22 protein-coding genes are annotated in these 17720 nt (G+C 60.0%); 6 read left to right on the forward strand and 16 right to left on the reverse strand.

The window, feature by feature from the left end:
* Positions 1-49: 49 nt before the first annotated feature.
* The 10 genes from ACR9ZQ_RS26930 to ffh all read right to left on the reverse strand — a co-directional run bounded on the left by ACR9ZQ_RS26930 (position 50) and on the right by ffh (position 8737).
* A complete protein-coding gene (locus ACR9ZQ_RS26930; protein ID WP_310385102.1) occupies positions 50-433 on the reverse strand; it encodes a cell surface protein in 384 nt (127 codons plus the stop codon).
* A 392-nt stretch (positions 434-825) separates the two neighbouring features.
* Positions 826-2235 (reverse strand): 3-isopropylmalate dehydratase large subunit, encoded by a 1410-nt coding sequence (gene leuC / locus ACR9ZQ_RS26935; protein WP_113319781.1) that lies wholly within the window; start codon positions 2233-2235, stop codon positions 826-828.
* A 244-nt stretch (positions 2236-2479) separates the two neighbouring features.
* Positions 2480-3298 (reverse strand): amino acid ABC transporter permease, encoded by an 819-nt coding sequence (locus tag ACR9ZQ_RS26940; protein WP_310385100.1) that lies wholly within the window; start codon positions 3296-3298, stop codon positions 2480-2482.
* Between the two features lie 18 nt (positions 3299-3316).
* Positions 3317-4114, reverse strand: a complete 798-nt coding sequence (locus tag ACR9ZQ_RS26945) for a basic amino acid ABC transporter substrate-binding protein (protein ID WP_310385097.1) — start codon at positions 4112-4114, stop codon at positions 3317-3319.
* A 145-nt stretch (positions 4115-4259) separates the two neighbouring features.
* Complete coding sequence (rplS, locus tag ACR9ZQ_RS26950) at positions 4260-4796, reverse strand: 50S ribosomal protein L19 (RefSeq protein WP_037070794.1); 537 nt, start codon at positions 4794-4796, stop codon at positions 4260-4262.
* A 199-nt stretch (positions 4797-4995) separates the two neighbouring features.
* Positions 4996-5697 carry a tRNA (guanosine(37)-N1)-methyltransferase TrmD gene (trmD, locus tag ACR9ZQ_RS26955; RefSeq protein ID WP_310385092.1) on the reverse strand — a complete coding sequence of 234 codons (702 nt, stop codon included), beginning with the start codon at positions 5695-5697 and terminating at the stop codon, positions 4996-4998.
* Between the two features lie 5 nt (positions 5698-5702).
* Complete coding sequence (gene rimM / locus ACR9ZQ_RS26960) at positions 5703-6272, reverse strand: ribosome maturation factor RimM (RefSeq protein WP_113319875.1); 570 nt, start codon at positions 6270-6272, stop codon at positions 5703-5705.
* 126 nt (positions 6273-6398) lie between these two features.
* Complete coding sequence (rpsP, locus tag ACR9ZQ_RS26965; RefSeq protein WP_310385089.1) at positions 6399-6767, reverse strand: 30S ribosomal protein S16; 369 nt, start codon at positions 6765-6767, stop codon at positions 6399-6401.
* 49 nt (positions 6768-6816) lie between these two features.
* Entirely contained in the window at positions 6817-7137 is a 321-nt protein-coding gene (locus ACR9ZQ_RS26970) for a chorismate mutase (RefSeq protein WP_037101839.1), read from the reverse strand.
* 16 nt (positions 7138-7153) lie between these two features.
* Complete coding sequence (gene ffh, locus ACR9ZQ_RS26975) at positions 7154-8737, reverse strand: signal recognition particle protein (protein WP_310385084.1); 1584 nt, start codon at positions 8735-8737, stop codon at positions 7154-7156.
* Positions 8738-9238: 501 nt separating this feature from the next.
* On the opposite strand from ffh, the gene ACR9ZQ_RS26980 reads away from it, so the two are divergent.
* The 6 genes from ACR9ZQ_RS26980 to ACR9ZQ_RS27005 all read left to right on the forward strand — a co-directional run bounded on the left by ACR9ZQ_RS26980 (position 9239) and on the right by ACR9ZQ_RS27005 (position 14666).
* Positions 9239-9463 carry a hypothetical protein gene (locus ACR9ZQ_RS26980; protein ID WP_310385081.1) on the forward strand — a complete coding sequence of 75 codons (225 nt, stop codon included), beginning with the start codon at positions 9239-9241 and terminating at the stop codon, positions 9461-9463.
* Positions 9464-9632: 169 nt separating this feature from the next.
* A complete protein-coding gene (gene dapF / locus ACR9ZQ_RS26985; RefSeq protein WP_310385079.1) occupies positions 9633-10535 on the forward strand; it encodes a diaminopimelate epimerase in 903 nt (300 codons plus the stop codon).
* Positions 10532-11806: a tRNA (N(6)-L-threonylcarbamoyladenosine(37)-C(2))-methylthiotransferase MtaB gene (gene mtaB / locus ACR9ZQ_RS26990; RefSeq protein WP_310385077.1), complete on the forward strand. Its 1275-nt coding sequence runs from the start codon at positions 10532-10534 to the stop codon at positions 11804-11806. The genes dapF and mtaB overlap by 4 nt, the downstream gene beginning before the upstream one ends.
* A gap of 15 nt (positions 11807-11821) precedes the next feature.
* The gene (gene ftsY / locus ACR9ZQ_RS26995) at positions 11822-13378 is read left to right on the forward strand and encodes a signal recognition particle-docking protein FtsY (RefSeq protein WP_310385074.1); all 1557 of its coding nucleotides are present in this window, start codon (positions 11822-11824) and stop codon (positions 13376-13378) included.
* A gap of 59 nt (positions 13379-13437) precedes the next feature.
* Entirely contained in the window at positions 13438-14082 is a 645-nt protein-coding gene (locus tag ACR9ZQ_RS27000; RefSeq protein ID WP_113319771.1) for a septation protein A, read from the forward strand.
* The gene (locus ACR9ZQ_RS27005) at positions 14079-14666 is read left to right on the forward strand and encodes a DUF2585 domain-containing protein (protein WP_310385072.1); all 588 of its coding nucleotides are present in this window, start codon (positions 14079-14081) and stop codon (positions 14664-14666) included. Before ACR9ZQ_RS27000 ends, ACR9ZQ_RS27005 begins: the two co-directional genes overlap by 4 nt.
* Here ACR9ZQ_RS27005 and ACR9ZQ_RS27010 read toward each other — a convergent pair.
* The 6 genes from ACR9ZQ_RS27010 to ACR9ZQ_RS27035 are packed head-to-tail and all read right to left on the reverse strand — an operon-like array spanning position 14663 to position 17673.
* A complete protein-coding gene (locus tag ACR9ZQ_RS27010) occupies positions 14663-15259 on the reverse strand; it encodes a DsbE family thiol:disulfide interchange protein (protein ID WP_310385070.1) in 597 nt (198 codons plus the stop codon). The two genes, ACR9ZQ_RS27005 and ACR9ZQ_RS27010, sit on opposite strands and share 4 nt — an antisense overlap.
* Positions 15256-15426, reverse strand: a complete 171-nt coding sequence (gene ccmD / locus ACR9ZQ_RS27015) for a heme exporter protein CcmD (protein ID WP_310385068.1) — start codon at positions 15424-15426, stop codon at positions 15256-15258. Before ccmD ends, ACR9ZQ_RS27010 begins: the two co-directional genes overlap by 4 nt.
* A 2-nt stretch (positions 15427-15428) precedes the next feature.
* Positions 15429-16190 (reverse strand): heme ABC transporter permease, encoded by a 762-nt coding sequence (locus ACR9ZQ_RS27020; protein ID WP_310385067.1) that lies wholly within the window; start codon positions 16188-16190, stop codon positions 15429-15431.
* A gap of 48 nt (positions 16191-16238) precedes the next feature.
* Positions 16239-16898, reverse strand: a complete 660-nt coding sequence (gene ccmB / locus ACR9ZQ_RS27025; protein WP_310385065.1) for a heme exporter protein CcmB — start codon at positions 16896-16898, stop codon at positions 16239-16241.
* Positions 16895-17539 (reverse strand): heme ABC exporter ATP-binding protein CcmA, encoded by a 645-nt coding sequence (gene ccmA, locus ACR9ZQ_RS27030; protein WP_481429071.1) that lies wholly within the window; start codon positions 17537-17539, stop codon positions 16895-16897. Before ccmA ends, ccmB begins: the two co-directional genes overlap by 4 nt.
* A complete protein-coding gene (locus ACR9ZQ_RS27035) occupies positions 17491-17673 on the reverse strand; it encodes a hypothetical protein (RefSeq protein WP_310385480.1) in 183 nt (60 codons plus the stop codon). The genes ccmA and ACR9ZQ_RS27035 overlap by 49 nt, the downstream gene beginning before the upstream one ends.
* Positions 17674-17720 lie beyond the last annotated feature (47 nt).

The raw sequence follows: 17720 nt of genomic DNA on the forward strand, positions 1-17720 counted from the left end.
ACAGATGGCCCCCACCGGGCTGGAGAGGGTCATCTAATGCTGCAGCCGATCAATAATTGCAGCTCGAGCCGCTCCCTGGATTGAAACGGAGGTTGCAGTCCATATCCAAGGGGCGCTTCCTATCCATCCGATAGGGCGTGGGCCCGGCGAGCGGGGCTGGCATGCCGACGGAGCCGGTCGTTTCAGATGAAACGCCAAAGGCCTTGGCAGGGTACCAATAGCCGTCTGGCCCTCGGCGATAGCCTTCACGCGGATTCTCGTAGCCACGGTAGCCATTCCAGCTGTGCTCTCGCGTAGCGACTTGTTCCACAGTGCCGGGTGTTTCAGGCGACGTGCCCATAGGCACCGGCGCCGCAAGGGCAGCATTGGCTGCTGCGAGGCAAAGGACTGCGCCGAAGGCTATCGGCAAGCGCTTGATCAGTGTCTTGTTCATAGCTCTTCTCCGTTGAAATCAATGGAGACCCCACCTCCGGTCGTTGTCTGCGAAACGGCGGGCGTCATTCGTTAACGGGCGAGTGGCAGGAAAGAAGCAGGGATTTTCGGTCGACAGATGAAATTTCATCCAAACGTCACATAAAACATATGATTTCACGCCGATTCAACCATCGAGCAGCAAGATAGCAGCTTTAGAGAATGCCTACCGACAACGGCGCCTGCTGGCGCCGCGGCCGGTCGGAGCGAGAATATTCGATCCAAAGAGCGTGATCGCTATTTCACCAATAAAAAGCCCGGCGCGGAGTGAACTGACCCCGAAGGTTGTCGTCCAACTTTCGGGAGTTAGTTCAGAGGCGCCAGGCTTTTTTAGGTTCAGTCCTCCGAAAGAGCCTAGTTCCACTCGCGGATATCGACGAAGTGACCGGCAATCGCGGCTGCGGCGGCCATGGCCGGCGAGACGAGATGCGTGCGGCCCTTGAAGCCCTGGCGGCCTTCAAAGTTGCGGTTCGAGGTCGATGCGCAGCGCTCGCCCGGCTTCAGGCGGTCGTCATTCATGGCAAGGCACATAGAGCAACCCGGCTCGCGCCAGTCGAAGCCTGCGGCCTTGAAGATCTTGTCGAGACCTTCGGCTTCCGCCTGTTCCTTCACGAGACCGGAGCCCGGTACGATCATGGCATCGACGGTCGAGGCAACGGTCTTGCCTTCAACGACCTTGGCGACCTCGCGCAGATCCTCGATGCGGCCGTTGGTGCAGGAGCCGATGAAGACGCGGTCGAGGGTGATATCGGTCATTTTGGTGCCCGGCTTCAGGCCCATATAGTCGAGCGCGCGCCATTTGGAGGTGCGCTTCGTCTCGTCCTGGATATCGTCAGGGTTCGGTACGATACCCTGTACGGAAATCACGTCCTCGGGTGAGGAACCCCAGGATACGATCGGCGGCAGGTTGGCAGCATCGAGCACTACGACGCGGTCGTAATGAGCGCCTTCATCGGTCTGCAGTGTCTTCCAGTAGGCAATCGCCTGTTCCAGCGCCTCGCCCTTCGGCGCACGCGGCTTGCCCTTGATGTATTCGAAGGTCTTTTCGTCAGGGGCGATCAGACCAGCGCGGGCTCCGCCTTCGATCGTCATGTTGCAGATCGTCATGCGACCTTCCATCGACAGCGCGCGGATAGCTTCGCCCGCAAATTCGATGACGTGGCCGGTGCCGCCGGCCGTGCCGATCTCGCCGATGATGGCGAGGATGATGTCCTTGGCGGTTACATGCGGCGGAAGCAGGCCGTCGACCCGCACCAGCATGTTCTTCGCCTTCTTCTGGATCAGCGTCTGGGTCGCCAGGACATGTTCGACCTCGGAGGTGCCGATCCCATGCGCCAGCGCGCCGAAGGCGCCGTGCGTCGAGGTGTGGCTATCGCCGCAGACAATGGTCATGCCGGGCAAGGTGAAACCCTGTTCCGGACCGACGATGTGAACGATGCCCTGACGCTTGTCGCTTGCCGAGTAATACTCGACGCCGAATTCGGCTGCATTGGTTGCCAACGCTTCGACCTGGATGCGGCTTTCCTCATTCTTGATGCCGAGATGGCGGTCGGGTGAGGTCGGAACGTTATGGTCGACGACGGCAAGCGTCTTTTCAGGCGCGCGAACCTTGCGGTGGGTCATGCGCAGGCCTTCGAAGGCCTGCGGCGAGGTGACTTCATGGACCAGGTGACGGTCGATATAGAGAAGACAGGTGCCGTCAGGCTGTTCATCCACCAGGTGGTCGGCCCAGATCTTGTCGTAAAGGGTACGCGGTGCGCTCATGGCTATAGTCCGTTTTGGCTGGAGCATGGAATTTAAGGATATGGCGGACAGGCTCCGCCGGCCGTCATTCGATCAACGAAGTCGGCTGTTGAGCGCACCGGAAACGGACGCAAAGAAACGTGCCGGCAGGCGATAATGGTCCTGCAGCACGAAAATATGCGCACCGATGCATCTGAACTTGGATTCCATGGCGCTGGATATAGCGATTTTTGATCGAAACGGCAATTCGAATCGTGCGACGGCTCTAGCGTCGCGGCATCTGCTTCATCTTCTTCTCGATCCGCCGCAGGAAGAGCGACAGGCCGATTGTCAGGATCAGGTAGATATAGGTGACGATCGAATAGGTCTCGAAGAAGCGGAAGGAGCCGGAGGCATAGACCTTGCCCATCTGCGTGATGTCGGCGACGCCGAGGACGGAGACGAGGGAGGAATCCTTCACCATCGAGACGAAGTCGTTGGAGAGCGGCGGGAAGATCACCCGGATTGCTTGCGGGAAGACAACGAGCCTGAAACGGCGGTAGCGCGACAGGCCGAGCGACTTGGCCGCCTCGATCTGGCCGATATCGACCGACTGGAAACCGGCGCGAAAGATTTCGGCGATGAAAGAGGAATAGCCGATCATCAGGGCGATGATGGCGCGCCACATCAGCGACAGATCACGCACGAGGATCGGCTCGGCAATACCGGCCTTCACCAGGGGGGTGATCAGGAAATTATAGGCTGCGACAACGCCCGGCGCGCCGACGAAGGCGATATAGAAGAGCAGCACGAGGATTGGAATGCCCCGGATGATCTCGATGTAGAAGCGGGCGATCTGGCGCAGCACGATATTGTCGGAGAGGCCAAGTAGCGCAATGCCCAGACCGAGTACGGTCGCCAGCACAAAGGCGACGAGCGTCACGAAGACGGTAATGCCGGCACCATTCACGACGGTCCGGAAGACCTGCGTGTAAATATCGTTGGTAATGATGACGACGGCGAGAACGACGCCGATCAGAACAAGGACGACCAGCCACCAGGGACGGTCGTCCTTCTCGTGTCGCGGGGATGGTGGTAATGCCATCTGCGATCGCTCGGGGGACTACTGGCCCATCTTGTAGTCGAGGAACCACTTTTTGTTCAGTGCATCAAAGGTGCCGTCCGCCTTCAGGTCGGCAATGGCGGCATTGACGGGAGCGACGAGATCGGAACCCTTCGGGAAGATGAAGCCGAAATCCTCGGTGCCGAGCGGTTCACCGACGACCTTCAGCCCGCCATTCGAAGAATCGACATAACCCTTGGCAGCGACGCTGTCGGTCAGGACGAGATCGACATCGCCGGTCTTCAGAGCCTGCACGGTTGCGCCGAAGGTTTCGAAGAGCTTGATGCGCGGGTTCTGTTCGTTGCCATCCAGGATTTCATAGACGGCGGTATAGAAAGGCGAAGTGCCGGGCTGGGCGCCGATCAGGCCATCGTTGAAGGCACCGAAGCTCTTGGCGTCGGTGAAACGCTTCTCATCGCCACGAACAAGCATGAATTGCTGCGAGCGCATATAGGGATCGGAGAAATCAACCTTCTGCTTGCGATCGTCCTTGATGGTGATGCCGGTCATGCCGATATTGTACTGGCCGTCGGATACGGCCTGGATCATCGCGTCCCAGCTGGTGTTCTGGTATTCGACCTGGAAGTTCAGCCGCTTGGCAATCTCGTTCATCGCGTCATATTCCCAGCCGATCTGCTGACCGGACTTGGGGTCGACGAACTGCAGCGGCGGATAGGCGTTTTCCGTCACCACGACGACAGTCTTGCCGCCAAGGTCCGGCAGGCTGCCGGCGAAAGCTGCGAGCGGCGAAAGCATTGCGGCGGTCAGGCTGGCAAGAACAGTGCGGCGAAAGAACATGGTGTGGCTCCCCAATATTTGAACGGCAGAATTGTCATGGAAGATGCTGATATGGCAAGGCTGCAAGCGCTGCACACTGGCGCAAAAAGAAAAGGCGGCCCAAAGACCGCCTTTCCCATGCAATGATTTCGCTTTCGCGAGCTGCTTATTCAGCCGAACCTTCAGCAGCGGCTGCAGCTTCTGCGGCGGCCTTTGCTTCAGCGGCTTCTGCTGCTGCCTTTTCGGCGGCGAGAGCCTGAGCTGCTGCAACCTTTTCAGCTTCGATACGTGCCTTTTCCTCGGCAAGGGCCTGACGCTCGGCATCGTTGAGCTTGCGGGCGCGGGTGCCGGTGTTCTCGACGATACGAGCCGACTTACCGCGACGATCGCGCAGGTAGTAGAGCTTGGCGCGACGGACCTTACCGCGGCGAACGACTTCGACGCTTTCGATCATCGGGGAGTAGACCGGGAATACGCGCTCGACGCCTTCGCCGTAGGAGATCTTGCGGACCGTGAAGTTTTCCTGCAGACCGCCGCCGGAGCGCGCGATGCAAACGCCTTCGTAGGCCTGAACGCGGGTACGGTTGCCTTCCGTGACCTTCACGTTGACACGGACGGTGTCGCCCGGGGAGAATTCAGGAAGGGTGCGCTTGGCTTCGATCTTGGCGGCCTGTTCGGCCTCAAGCTGCTGAATGATGTTCATCGTCTTAACCTTTGGTTCTTCTGAAACAGCCAGAGCGCTCACACTGTCCTTCGGTCGATGCCTCCGGAGTTTGCCCTTGCGGGCGGGAGCGGATTCGCCATTCTTTGTTTGCTGGCAGACAGGGTTAAACCCCATTTCCGCGTGCGCCATTACACGAAAGACTTCCACCTGTCATCCCTTGGGCGACAAATTTGTGAAATCAGCCTGCTTTTTCGGGCTTCTGCGCCCCAATCAGGTCTGGCCGCCGTTCTTTTGTCAGCGAGACGGATTGTTCATGGCGCCACTTCTCGATGGCGCCGTGATTGCCGGAAGTGAGGATCGCCGGTATCTCGCGGCCTTCCCATTCCTGCGGGCGGGTATAATGCGGATGTTCCAGAAGTCCGCCTTCGAAGCTTTCATGCAGGCCGGAGAGGTCATTGCCCATGACGCCCGGAAGGATGCGCACGATCGCGTCGAGCAGGATCAACGCTGCCGGCTCGCCGCCTGACAGTACGTAATCGCCGATCGAGACTTCCTCGAGTTCGCGTGCCTCGATCACACGCTGGTCGACGCCTTCGAAACGGCCGCAGACGATGATCACCCCGTCGCCGACCGCCAGCTGCCGCACGCGCTCCTGCGTCAGCGGTTTGCCGCGCGGGCTCATCAGGAGGCGCGGGCGGTTGTCATTTTCAGAAGCGCTGTCGATGGCCCGGGCGAGCACATCGGGCTTCAGCACCATGCCGGCGCCGCCGCCGGCCGGTGTATCATCGACGGTTCGGTGCTTATCCGCCGCAAAATCGCGGATCTGCACGGTATCGAGCGACCATTGTCCACGCTCTGCCGCCTTGCCGGCGAGCGAAAAATCCAGATGGCCCGGAAACATTTCCGGGTAGAGTGTCAGCACGGTCGCCCGGAAAGCCATGGCGCCTACTTCTTTTTCTTCGGCTTGCCGGGGGCGAGCCCCTTCAGGTCGTCGGGATTGTCGACGAGGCCGGCCGCAAGCGGATCAATGAGCAGCTTGCCGGCTTCAAGGTCGATTTCCAGCACGGAGGCTTCCGAAAAGGGGATCAGCACCGGGCGCTTGCCGGGACCTTTGAGTTCCAGAAGATCGCCGGCGCCGAAATCGAAGACTCCGGTCACTGTGCCGTAACTGATGCCCTGATCGTCGAAGGCTTCGAGCCCTTCCAGATCGGCATAGAAGAACTCGTCGTCCTCCAGTTCCTCATCCGACAGGTTGTCGCGTTCGATATAGAGTTCCAGGCCGTTCAACGCCTCGGCGGCGTTGCGGTCGTTGACGCCGCGGAAGCGGACGACGACAATGTTCTTCATCTCGCGCAGTTCGAGAACTTCGAAAACGCGTCCATCCATGCTGTGCAGGTGGCCGTAGTCGCCGAGCGCGGTCGGATCGGCCGTATAGGCCTTTACACGCACCTCGCCACGAATGCCCTGCGCGCCGCCGATGGTTGCCATCAGCACCGGATTTTCAAGCTTGGTCATGGGTTCCTTCATTCGAACGCAGGCAAGAAGCTGGGATCACGCTTCTCATAAACGAAGTGCGTGGGAATGGAAACGAAAACGGGCGGCATGTCGCCATGCCGCCCGTCCGGATTGGGTCGAAACCTATTATTCGGCGGAAGCAGCAGTTTCAGCGGCGTCAGCAGCCTTCTGAGCCTTTTCGGCAGCGCGCTCCTGAGCCTTCTTGCCCGGCTTTGCCTTTTCCGGGTTGTTGCGGGTTTCGCGCTTGGAGATGCCGGCTTCGTCGAGGAAGCGCAGAACGCGGTCGGTCGGCAGCGCGCCCTGGTCGAGCCAGTGCTTTATGCGTTCGCCGTTCAGCTGAACGCGCTTCTCGTCGTCCTTGGCGAGCATCGGGTTCCAGGAACCGAGGCTCTCAAGGAAGCGGCCGTCACGCGGGCTGCGGGCATCGGCGAGAACGACGTGGTAGTACGGGCGCTTCTTGGAACCACCGCGTGCGAGACGAATTTTCAGTGCCATATTCTTTACTCCTTAGGCTTTTCTTGAACCGCTTCGTTGAGCGGCATGGTTATCGGGCTGCGGCGCTCTGTTCAGCGTGGTCCGCAGCGATCTGCTCATGATGTCGGATGACTTCCTTGATGACGAAGTTCAGGAACTTCTCGGCGAAATCCGGGTCCAGATGCGCATCTTCGGCAAGCTGACGAAGACGAGCGATCTGGTATTCCTCGCGCGCCGGATCCGCCGGCGGCAACTTGTACTTAGCCTTCAGCACGCCGACCTCTTTGGTGCAGCGAAAGCGTTCGGCCAGAATGTGGACGAGCGCCGCGTCGATATTGTCGATCGACTGGCGGTAGCTCGAAAGCTGGGCTTTGACGTCTGGATCAATCATGGGGCAGGCGATCCTTTCACTTCTTCTTGGGCAATCCGGGCAGGCCCGGGAAACCACCACCGAGGCCCGGCAGCTTTGCGCCGCCAAGACCGGGCAATCCGCCCGGCAAGCCTCCGCCTAGACCGGGCATACCCCCACCCGGCTTTCCGAGACCCACGGCTTCCGCCTGCTTCTGTAGCGCTTCAAGCTGCTTCGGGTCGATATTCGAGAGATCAGGCATGCCGCCCATGCCGCCGAGGCCCCCCAGCCCCATTTTGCCGGCAAGGCCGCCCATCATCTGCTTCATCATGCCGCCTTTGCCCTTGCCGCCCATCATCTTCATCATGTCGGCCATCTGCCGATGCATCTTCAGAAGCTTGTTGATGGCAGCCGCATCGGTGCCGGAACCGGCAGCGATGCGCTTCTTGCGCGAATGCTTGAGCAGGTCGGGATTGGCGCGCTCGGCCTTTGTCATCGACTGGATGATGGCGATCTGGCGGCCGAACAGCTTGTCGTCCAAGCCGGCGGCGGCCATCTTGTCCTTCATGCCGGCCATACCGGGCATCAGGCCCATAATGCCGCCCATGCCGCCCATCTTCTGCATCTGACGCAGCTGGTCGGCGAGGTCGTTCAGGTCAAACTTGCCCTTGGCCATCTTGGCGGCCATGGCAGCCGCCTTTTCGGCGTCGATGTTTTCAGCCGCCTTCTCGACGAGCGAGATGATATCGCCCATGCCGAGGATACGGTCAGCGATACGACGCGGATGGAATTCCTCCAGTTCGCCCATTCGTTCGCCGACGCCGATCAGTTTGATCGGCTTGCCGGTGACGGCGCGCATGGAAAGGGCCGCACCGCCGCGTCCATCGCCATCCATGCGGGTCAGTACGAGGCCGGTGATGCCGACACGTTCATCGAAGTTGCGGGCAAGGTTGACGGCGTCCTGGCCGGTCAGGCTATCGGCGACCAGCAGGATTTCGTGCGGGTTCGACTTCTTCTTGATGTCGGCCATTTCGACCATCAAGGGTTCGTCGATATGGGTACGGCCGGCGGTGTCGAGAATGACGACGTCATGGCCGCCGAGCTTGGCGGCCTGAACGGCGCGGGCGGCGATATCGGTCGGAGACTGGCCGGCAATAACAGGCAGGGTGTCGATGTTTGCCTGAGCGCCGAGTTGGCGAAGCTGCTCTTGCGCTGCCGGACGGCGCGTGTCGAGCGATGCCATCAGCACCTTCTTCTTCTCGCGCGTCGTCAGGCGATTGGCGATCTTTGCCGTCGTCGTCGTCTTACCGGAGCCCTGCAGGCCGACCATCATGATGACGACTGGGGCGGCTGCATGAAGGTCGACACCGACACCCTCGCCGCCGAGCATTTCGATGAGCTCGTCATGGACGATCTTGACGACCATCTGGCCGGGCTTGATCGACTTTAGGATCTCGGCGCCAACGGCCTTTTCACGCACGCGGTCGGTAAAGGAGCGGACCACCTCCAGCGAAACGTCGGCTTCCAGAAGCGCACGGCGAACCTCCCGCAGCGCTGCGGAAACATCACTTTCCGAAAGCGCGCCACGGCCTGTCAGTCCATTCAGGATGGAACCAAGACGGTCCTGGAGGTTCTCAAACATCGGCTCTTCCTTGATACGTTTCGGGGAGTTTTTGGATGCCCTGGAACGTCGTGCTTTTCCTTGACGAAAACAAGACGCAAAGCCAAAAAGCACCCGAGGGCGCAGCGCGCTGTCGGATGTTGACCTCCGGAATCCAGTCCCGGTCGGCGGCTCGGAGTCTATTACTCGTCGCAGATTTAGCGCGATAAACAGGAAAGCCGCGGGAAAGTCAAGGCGAATGCGTTCAACGACGTCGTGGCGGACTTTTCTGAAGTCGTGTGGTCTGAAGTCGTGCGGCAGGAGCGGTGCGCGGATATTCCGCTATGCAGCCGGTCGCGGCAACGGAAGTACATATTTGTATATACTAACATATCCGCTTTAAAATTCACCCATATTTAGTTGAATATTTTGATCGGCAAGCCGAATTCGCGCTGAATGCCAGTTGCAAAATATTCAGCTTCTGATTCTATTTTCTACTTAAGTAAATTCTGTAAAATGATTCGTGAATATCCTTGATGCCGAATGAATCGGCGGAGATATCAAATGATAAACCCAGATATAGAAAGCTGGGCGTTGGCACGCGCCCATAATATAGTTCTGCGGGAAGGCCTGAATTTGGCGAAGGCGGCACAAGACCTGGATCGCAAGCGGTCCCGCTTGCTGGTCTACGAGCTCAGAAAGGTGATTACCGCTGCTATCGTCGAAGCCCACGCGGCGTCTCTCAATCCCGAGGGCACGGTGCGATAGATCTGGATTTTGCGCGATTTCCAAAGGCTGACTGTGCCGTACCCGGTCTGATTTCGCGGGGCCTGGCTTTTATGCGTAAGAAAGAGGGCGAACCTCGCTTGGCGCTCACCCACTGGTAATCCCCGAGCATTTCCGCCATATACAGCCAAAACGCAGCGGAAATAGTCAGATGAGTAACACGGTCGAATTCGCGAAGATGAACGGGCTTGGCAACAAGATCCTGGTTGTCGACATGCGTGGGCGGACCGACAAGGTGACGCCGCAGGCGGCGATCGCACTCAATGCCGATGCCGAGACGCAGTTCGATCAGATCATGGCGATCCATGATCCGAAGGCGCAGGGAACCGACGCATATATCGACATCCTCAATTCCGATGGCTCGAAGGCGCAGGCCTGCGGCAATGGTACGCGCTGCGTCGTGCAGGCGCTGGCCGCCGAGACCGGCAAGAAGGCCTTCACCTTCCAGACGGTCGCCGGCATCCTGAACGCAGTCGAGCATGAGGATGGCACGATCTCCGTCGATATGGGCCGGCCGGTTTTCGAATGGAATCGTATTCCACTCGCGGAAGAATTTCACGATACGAGCCGCATCGAGCTGCAGATCGGGCCGATCGACAATCCGGTGCTGCATTCGCCTTCGGCCATGTCGATGGGTAATCCGCATGCGATCTTCTGGGTCGACCGCGATCCGATGAGCTTCGATCTCGAACGTTTCGGGCCGCTGCTCGAAAACCATCCGATGTTCCCGGAAAAGGCGAATATCACGCTGGCGCAGGTCATCTCGGATTCGGCGCTGCGGACACGCACCTGGGAGCGCGGCGCCGGCCTGACGCTTGCCTGCGGTTCGGCTGCCTGTGCCTCTGCCGTCAGTGCTGCGCGCACCGGCCGCACCGGCCGCAAGGTGACGATCGACGTCGCCTCCAGCCCGATCCGCCAGCCGCTGGTCATCGACTGGCGCGAAGACGACCATGTCGTCATGACCGGCCCTGCCGAATGGGAATGGTCCGGTGCGCTCGATCCTTCGACCGGCACATGGTCTCGCGATGCCGAACGTGGGGCGGAAGCGCGGTGAGCGGCGTCGAGGTCATTACCTTCGGCTGCCGTCTCAATACCTATGAATCCGAAGTCATGAGATCGCAGGCGGAAGCGGCCGGGCTCAACAATGCCATTCTGGTCAATACCTGCGCCGTGACCGGCGAGGCCGTGCGCCAGGCCCGGCAGGCGATCCGCCGCGCGCGCCGCGACAATCCGCATGCCCGCATCATCGTCACTGGCTGTGCCGCCCAGACTGAAAAGCAGACCTTCGCGGAAATGGCCGAGGTTGATGCCGTGCTCGGCAATGAGGAGAAGCTGAAGGCTGCCTCTTATCGCGCGCTTCCGGATTTCGGCGTTTCGGCGGAAGAGAAGCTTCGTGTCAACGATATCATGAGTGTGCGCCACACCGCGCCACAGATGGTCAAGCATATTGACGGCCACGTGCGCGCCTTCATCCAGGTGCAGAACGGCTGCGACCATCGCTGCACATTCTGCATTATCCCCTATGGCCGCGGCAATTCGCGTTCGGTGCCGATGGGGGCCGTGGTCGATCAGGCCCGCAATCTCGTTGACAGCGGCTATCGCGAAATCGTTCTGACCGGCGTCGATGCTACGAGCTATGGCGCAGATCTTCCCGGCGAGCCGACGCTTGGTCTGCTCGCAAAGGCACTGCTCAAGCAGGTGCCTGACATACGCAGGCTGCGGCTATCGTCGATCGACAGTATCGAGGCCGATCGCCATCTCATGGACCTCATCGCGGACGAACCGCGTTTCATGCCGCATCTGCATCTTTCCCTGCAGCACGGCGATGACATGATCCTCAAGCGCATGAAGCGCCGCCATCTGCGTGCCGATGCTCTGCGTTTCATCGAAGAGGTGCGCCGGCTGCGGCCGGAGATAAGTTTCGGCGCAGACATGATCGCCGGCTTCCCGACGGAGACCGAGGAGATGTTCGAGAACGCGGCGCGCCTCGCCGAAGAAGCCGACATCGCGCATCTGCACGTCTTCCCCTATAGCCCGCGGCCCGGCACGCCTGCCGCGCGCATGCCGCAGCTCGATCGCTCGCTCATTAAGGATCGCGCCGCTCGCCTCCGCGCCACTGGACAGATGCTGCACCAGCGCCATCTGGACAAGATGGTCGGAACGCGGCAATGGCTACTGGTGGAAAATAACGGTCTTGCCCATACGGAAAACTTCACGCTTGTCACTGTCCCCGGTCTTCGCCCGCGCGATATCGTCGAAGCGACGATATCAGGCCACAACGGCAAGCATCTCCACATGCAATTGACGGCTGCCGCGGCGGCCTGACTTCACGGACAGCTCATGGCGCTCAGTTTCATCAAAAAGGTCTTCACCTTCGGCAAGCCGGCGGAAGAGCCTGTGCCGGAGGCAGTTGAAAGGGAGCTGGAGCCGCGCTCGCGCGACGAAGATCTGCCAGTTGCTGACGATCCAGTTCTTGCCGAGGAGATGGACACGGCTGGCGGACCTGCGGCCGATCTCGATGAAGCTGTAGCAGAACAGGAGCCTATTGAAGGCGAGCCGGAACTGCTCCCGATCGCCGATGATCTGAGCGATATGGGTGTCGTGCCCTTGTCGCTGCTGGAAGCCGAAGCGGAAGCGGCTGCAGATGACGTCGCAGTGGCACCCCCCTCTGTCGCTTCGGGACATCTCCCCCACAAGGGGAAAGATCATTTGGAGGATGATGCTGCCGTAAGAGCGGAAGGCAGGGTCGAGCCAACTGAGACATTTCCAGAGGAGATTCCGACTCGCGACGCCCTGGAAATTTCGGCTGAGCTAGAGCAGGATTCTCGTTCCATGCCGATCTCCCCTCTTGGGGAAATGTCCGGCAGGACAGAGGAGGGTGCCACCTCCGACAGGTCGGCACCGAACTCCATCCTTCCCAAAGGCTTCGCCACCGGACCGGCCGCTGAACCGGAACCGGTAGCCGCGCCGCAGCCGAGACTCTCCTGGTTCCAGCGCCTGCGCAATGGTCTGGCGCGCACCTCCTCGCAGCTTACTGGCCAGATCACCGCACTCTTCACCAAGCGCAAGCTTGACGACGAGACGCTTCAGGATCTCGAAGACCTGCTCATCCAGGCCGACCTCGGCGTCGAGACGGCTATGCGGGTGACCGATACGCTCGCTTCGGAGCGTTACGGCAAGGATGTGACCGGCGAAGATGTCAGCCGTATCATGGCGAACGAAATCGCTAAGGTGCTGAAGCCGGTCGCCAAGCCGCTGCAGCTCGATCTTTCGCACAAGCCGCATGTGATCCTCGTTGTCGGCGTCAACGGCACCGGCAAGACGACGACGATCGGTAAGCTTGCGGCGAAGCTATCTGGCTCCGGCCTGAAGGTGATGCTGGCGGCCGGCGATACGTTCCGTGCTGCGGCCATCGAGCAGCTGAAGATCTGGGCCGATCGCACCAAGTCCGAATTCATCGGCACCAAGCTCGGCGCGGATGCGGCAGGCCTTGCCTATGACGCTTTTGAGCAGGCGAGGGCTAGGAAATGCGATGTGCTGATCATTGATACGGCTGGCCGGCTGCAAAACAAGGCGGAGCTGATGGCCGAGCTCGAGAAGATCGTGCGCGTGCTCGGCAAGCTCGACCCGGATGCGCCCCACACCGTTCTCCAGACGCTCGATGCGACGACGGGCCAGAACGCGCTCAATCAGGTGGAAATCTTCCGCAATGTCGCCGGCGTCAGCGGGCTGATCATGACCAAGCTTGACGGCACGGCGCGCGGCGGCATTCTGGTAGCGATCTCCGCCAAGCATAAGCTGCCAGTCTATTTCATCGGTGTCGGGGAAGGGGTCGACGATCTCGAACCGTTCGAGGCAGAGGATTTTGCGCAGGCCATTGCCGGCATTGGCCAATGATGCCACAGATTAGCCGTTGATGGCTTGCATGCATTGCAAAAAAGCAGGTTTGAAGAAGCATGACGACTGAAAGCGATATTACTCCCAGCGCCGCAGACCGGCATCATCCGCTTCTGAAACTGGCGCTGGAACTCGGACCGCTTATGGTCTTTTTCTTTGCCAATCTGCGTGGTGAATGGCTTGTCGCGCGTTTTCCGGCATTGGCCGAACTCGGCGGTCCGCTCTTCGTGGCGACCGGGCTGTTCATGGGCGCAACTATTCTCTCGCTGGTGGTTTCCAAGATCATGCTCGGCCATCTGCCGATCATGCCCTTCGTTTCGGGCATCGTCGTGTTGATCTTCGGTTCTCTGTCGATCTGGCTGCAGAACGAAACCTTCATCAAGATGAAGCCGACGATCGTCAATGCGCTCTTCGGTTTTGCCCTGCTTGGCGGCCTCGCCTTCGGCAAGTCGCTGCTCGGCTATGTCTTCAACGCCGCCTTCCAGCTCGATGCCGAAGGCTGGCGCAAGCTGACGATCCGCTGGGGTATCTTCTTCCTATTTCTTGCGGTGCTGAACGAAGTCGTCTGGCGTAATTTCTCGGATAATTTCTGGATTACCTTCAAGGTCTGGGGCACGATGCCGATCACCATCATCTTCACCATGGCGCAGATGCCGCTGGTGCTGAAGCACAGCATTTCCACCGAGGCTGAAAGCGAGAAGTGACTGTTATCGAGGGCACCGACCGGTCACGGCATCAGATCTTCTGGTTTTCCGCCTGCCTTGCGGTGCTGGTCGCGCAGATCGTTGCCGAATATCTGATGGGCCGGGTGCCGATCTGCACTTGCGGCTATGTCAAGCTGTGGGAAGGCACGGTCAATTCCAGCGGCAATTCCCAGCACCTGTCCGACTGGTACACGCCGTCGCATATCATTCACGGTTTCCTGTTCTACGGGCTGGCGCATCTCGTGCTACGCGGCAAGCCGTTTGCGGCGCGCCTGCTCCTGGCTGTTCTCATCGAATCCGGCTGGGAGCTTCTGGAAAATTCGCCTCTGATCATCGACCGCTACCGCACGGCGACGATCTCGCTCGACTATTACGGCGACAGCATCATCAATTCGGCCATGGACACGATCTTCATGGTCGTCGGCTTTTTCTTCGCCTCGAGAGCGCCTGTGGCGCTGACCGTTGCCATTGCCATCTTCTTCGAGATTTTCACCGGCTACATGATCCGGGATAATCTGACACTGAATGTGCTGATGCTGATCTGGCCGGTTGAGGCCATCAAGGTCTGGCAGGGCGGTGCTTAGGAAACCGGCTTGCCCAGTACCTTTTCCATCGCCGGGAAGAGGCCCTCTTTCAGGCTGATATCGTCGAAGGGGCCGACACGCTTGTAGATGATCGTGCCGTCAGGTGCGACGAGATAGCTCTCCGGAATGCCGTAGACACCCCAGTCGATCGCCGCCTTGCCGTTCGGGTCGATGCCGATGGCGTGATAGGGATTGCCGAGTTCACCAAGGAAACGCAGGGCGTTCTCGTTCTTGTCCTTGTAGTTGATCGCGACGATGTTCAGCCGCCCATCCTTGGCAAGCTGTTTGAGAAGGGGATGCTCATCGCGGCAGGGAATGCACCAGGAGGCGAAGACGTTGACGAGGGTGAGCTTGCCCTTGACCGCTTCATCCGTCAGCGCCGGCAGATTGGAGCCTTCGAGCGGCGGCAGGTTCAGCGACGGCGCCTTGGTGCCGATCAAAGCGGAGGGGATTTCGGCGATATTCTTGCCGTGGAAATCCTGATCGTAGAGCATTTTGGCTGCCGTTGCCGCGATGCCGCCGAAGATGAGCAGCGGGATCAGGGCAAGCGCATAGCGGCTCTTCGGCTTATTGTCTTGCTGAGCTTCGGTCATTCGCCGTCCTTCGGTCGGGCGGACCGGCGGCGGATACCGGCGGCTTCAAGCGCTGCCAATTCCTTCTGGCGTGCACGCCCGTCAGTCCAGGTCCAGAGCGTCACTGCGATCGTCACAATAGCGGCAAAGCCATAGGAGCCGTAGACGTAGAATGCGTAGGAGCCCATCGTCAGTCCTCCCGGCTTGCCATGCGGGCGGCCATGCGGCGCTGGGAGGCGATGCGGCGGCGCCAGATCTCGTTTCTCATCGCCATCAGATGCAGCGTGAAGAAAAGCAGGGTGAAGGCGATCGCCATGATCAGCAGCGGGCGCAGGAATTCCGGATCGATCGCCGGTCCATCGAGGCGCAGGACGCTTGCAGACTGATGCAGCGTGTTCCACCAGTCGACCGAAAACTTGATGATCGGAATATTGACGAAGCCGACGAGAATGAGGACGGCGGTGACGCGCGCAGCCTTCGAGGGCTCATCCATGGCGCGGTTCAGCGCTATGAGGCCGAGATACATCAGGAAGAGGATGAAGACGGAGGTCAGCCGAGCATCCCAGACCCACCATGTGCCCCACATGGGCTTGCCCCAGAGTGAGCCGGTGACGAGTGCAAGCATCGTGAAGGCAGCGCCGAGCGGAGCTGCGGCCTTGGCCGAAACATCCGCCAGCGGATGGCGCCAGACGAGCGTGCCGATCGCCGAAATGCTCATGATCGTATAGCACATCATGGAGAGCCAGGCGGAAGGCACATGCACATACATGATGCGCACCGTCTCGCCCTGCTGATAGTCGCCCTCGGTCGAGAAGCTCAGATAGAGCCCGATGATAAAACAGAGGGCCGTGATGCCCGCCAGCCATGGAATGACGCGCGATGCCAGCGCCAGAAACCGCGTTGGGTTGGCGAGATCGCTGAATTTGCTGATGGCAAGGCTCGTTTCGCTCATATCCGCTTCCTTACCTTGATCCGCCGGGAGCCGCAATCGAAGCGCCGATCAATCCGCCGTGTTTCTGAGCGCAAGGGCTGCCGCTGCCGGACCGATGACGGCGAAGAAGAGCGTCAGGGCGATGAGGATCAGAAACGGCGGCAGGAAGGGCGACGGTCCCACAACCGCTGCATATGTAGCGCTGACGCCAAAGATCAGCACGGGGATCGTCAGCGGCAGGATCAGTACCGAGACCAGCAGGCCGCCGCGAGGCAGCGCGACGGCAACGGCTGCGCCGACAGCGCCAATGAAGGTGATTGCCGGCGAGCCGACAAGGAGCGTGAGCATGGTCGCGCCGATCGCCGTTTCGTTCATGTTCATGAAGAGGCCGAGCAATGGGGAGGCGATGACGAGCGGCAGGCTTGTCGCCGTCCAGTGTGCGGCGCATTTGATGAGCACGGTCAGCACCAGCGGCGTTTCCTGCATCAGCATCAAATCGAGCGAACCGTCGTCACGCTCCGCCTGGAACAAGCGGTCGAGCCCGAGCAGGGCAGCGAGCAGCGCACCGATCCAGACAATGGCCGGGCCGATGCCGGAGAGAAGCGCAAGATCAGGCCCGATGCCGAAGGGGATGACGGCGACGATCGTCAGGAAGAACAGAATGCCGATCAGGGCACCGCCGCCGGCGCGGATGGAGAGTCTCAGGTCACGCAGGAAGAGGGCGGTCATCCCCACACTCCCTGGTCCACCCCGGCAAAACCGGTCATTTTCAATTCCCTGGTCCCTTCCAGCCCAAGAGGCTGATGCGTCGCGGCGACGACAATCCCGCCTTCCCTGAGATGCGCTTCAATCAATTCCGTGAACAACCTGTCTGCACTTGCATCCAGCGCTGCAGTCGGCTCGTCCAGGATCCAGACCGGGCGATGCGCGACCAGAAGCTTGGCGAAGGCGAAGCGGCGTTGCTGGCCGGCCGAGAGGTAGCCGAAGGGCAGGTGGGTGATGCTGGGCAGGCCGACGGCGTCGGCGGCTTCCTGGGTGCTCATGCCGGCGGCTTTGCCGGGTCCAAGGAAGGATCTCCAGAAATCCAGGTTCTCTGCAACCGTAAGTTCTGTCTTCATGGCGTTACGATGGCCAAGGTAGTGGCTCGCTTCCGCTGCCGGACGCCTCTCGGCACCGACCGAATCAGCGACGGTGACGGAGCCTTTTTCCGGTCTCAAAAGACCGGCGATGACGCGCAATAAAGTGGACTTTCCCGATCCGTTTTTACCCGTCAGAATCAGCGCTTCGCCGGCCTGCAAGTGAAAGGAAACGTTAACGAAAATCAGATCCTCACCGCGCCGGGCTGCCAGATTTTCAGCGGTGAGATGCATGCATCGGCTCTTTCTTCATTGGCACCATCGGCAAGCTCAAAAAATGTCCGATTTTGACCTTTGTCGCTATGGCAAGTCTTTACGAAATTATCTATAAGACCTGCAACCACGCCAGCGGTCGGCGTGAACTTCATCCTTGCGCCGAACTTGGGGTCTTTCCTCACGTGCGGACAGCGGAAAT

It is taken from the genome of Rhizobium sp. KNZ14-9A (genome assembly GCF_056755015.1).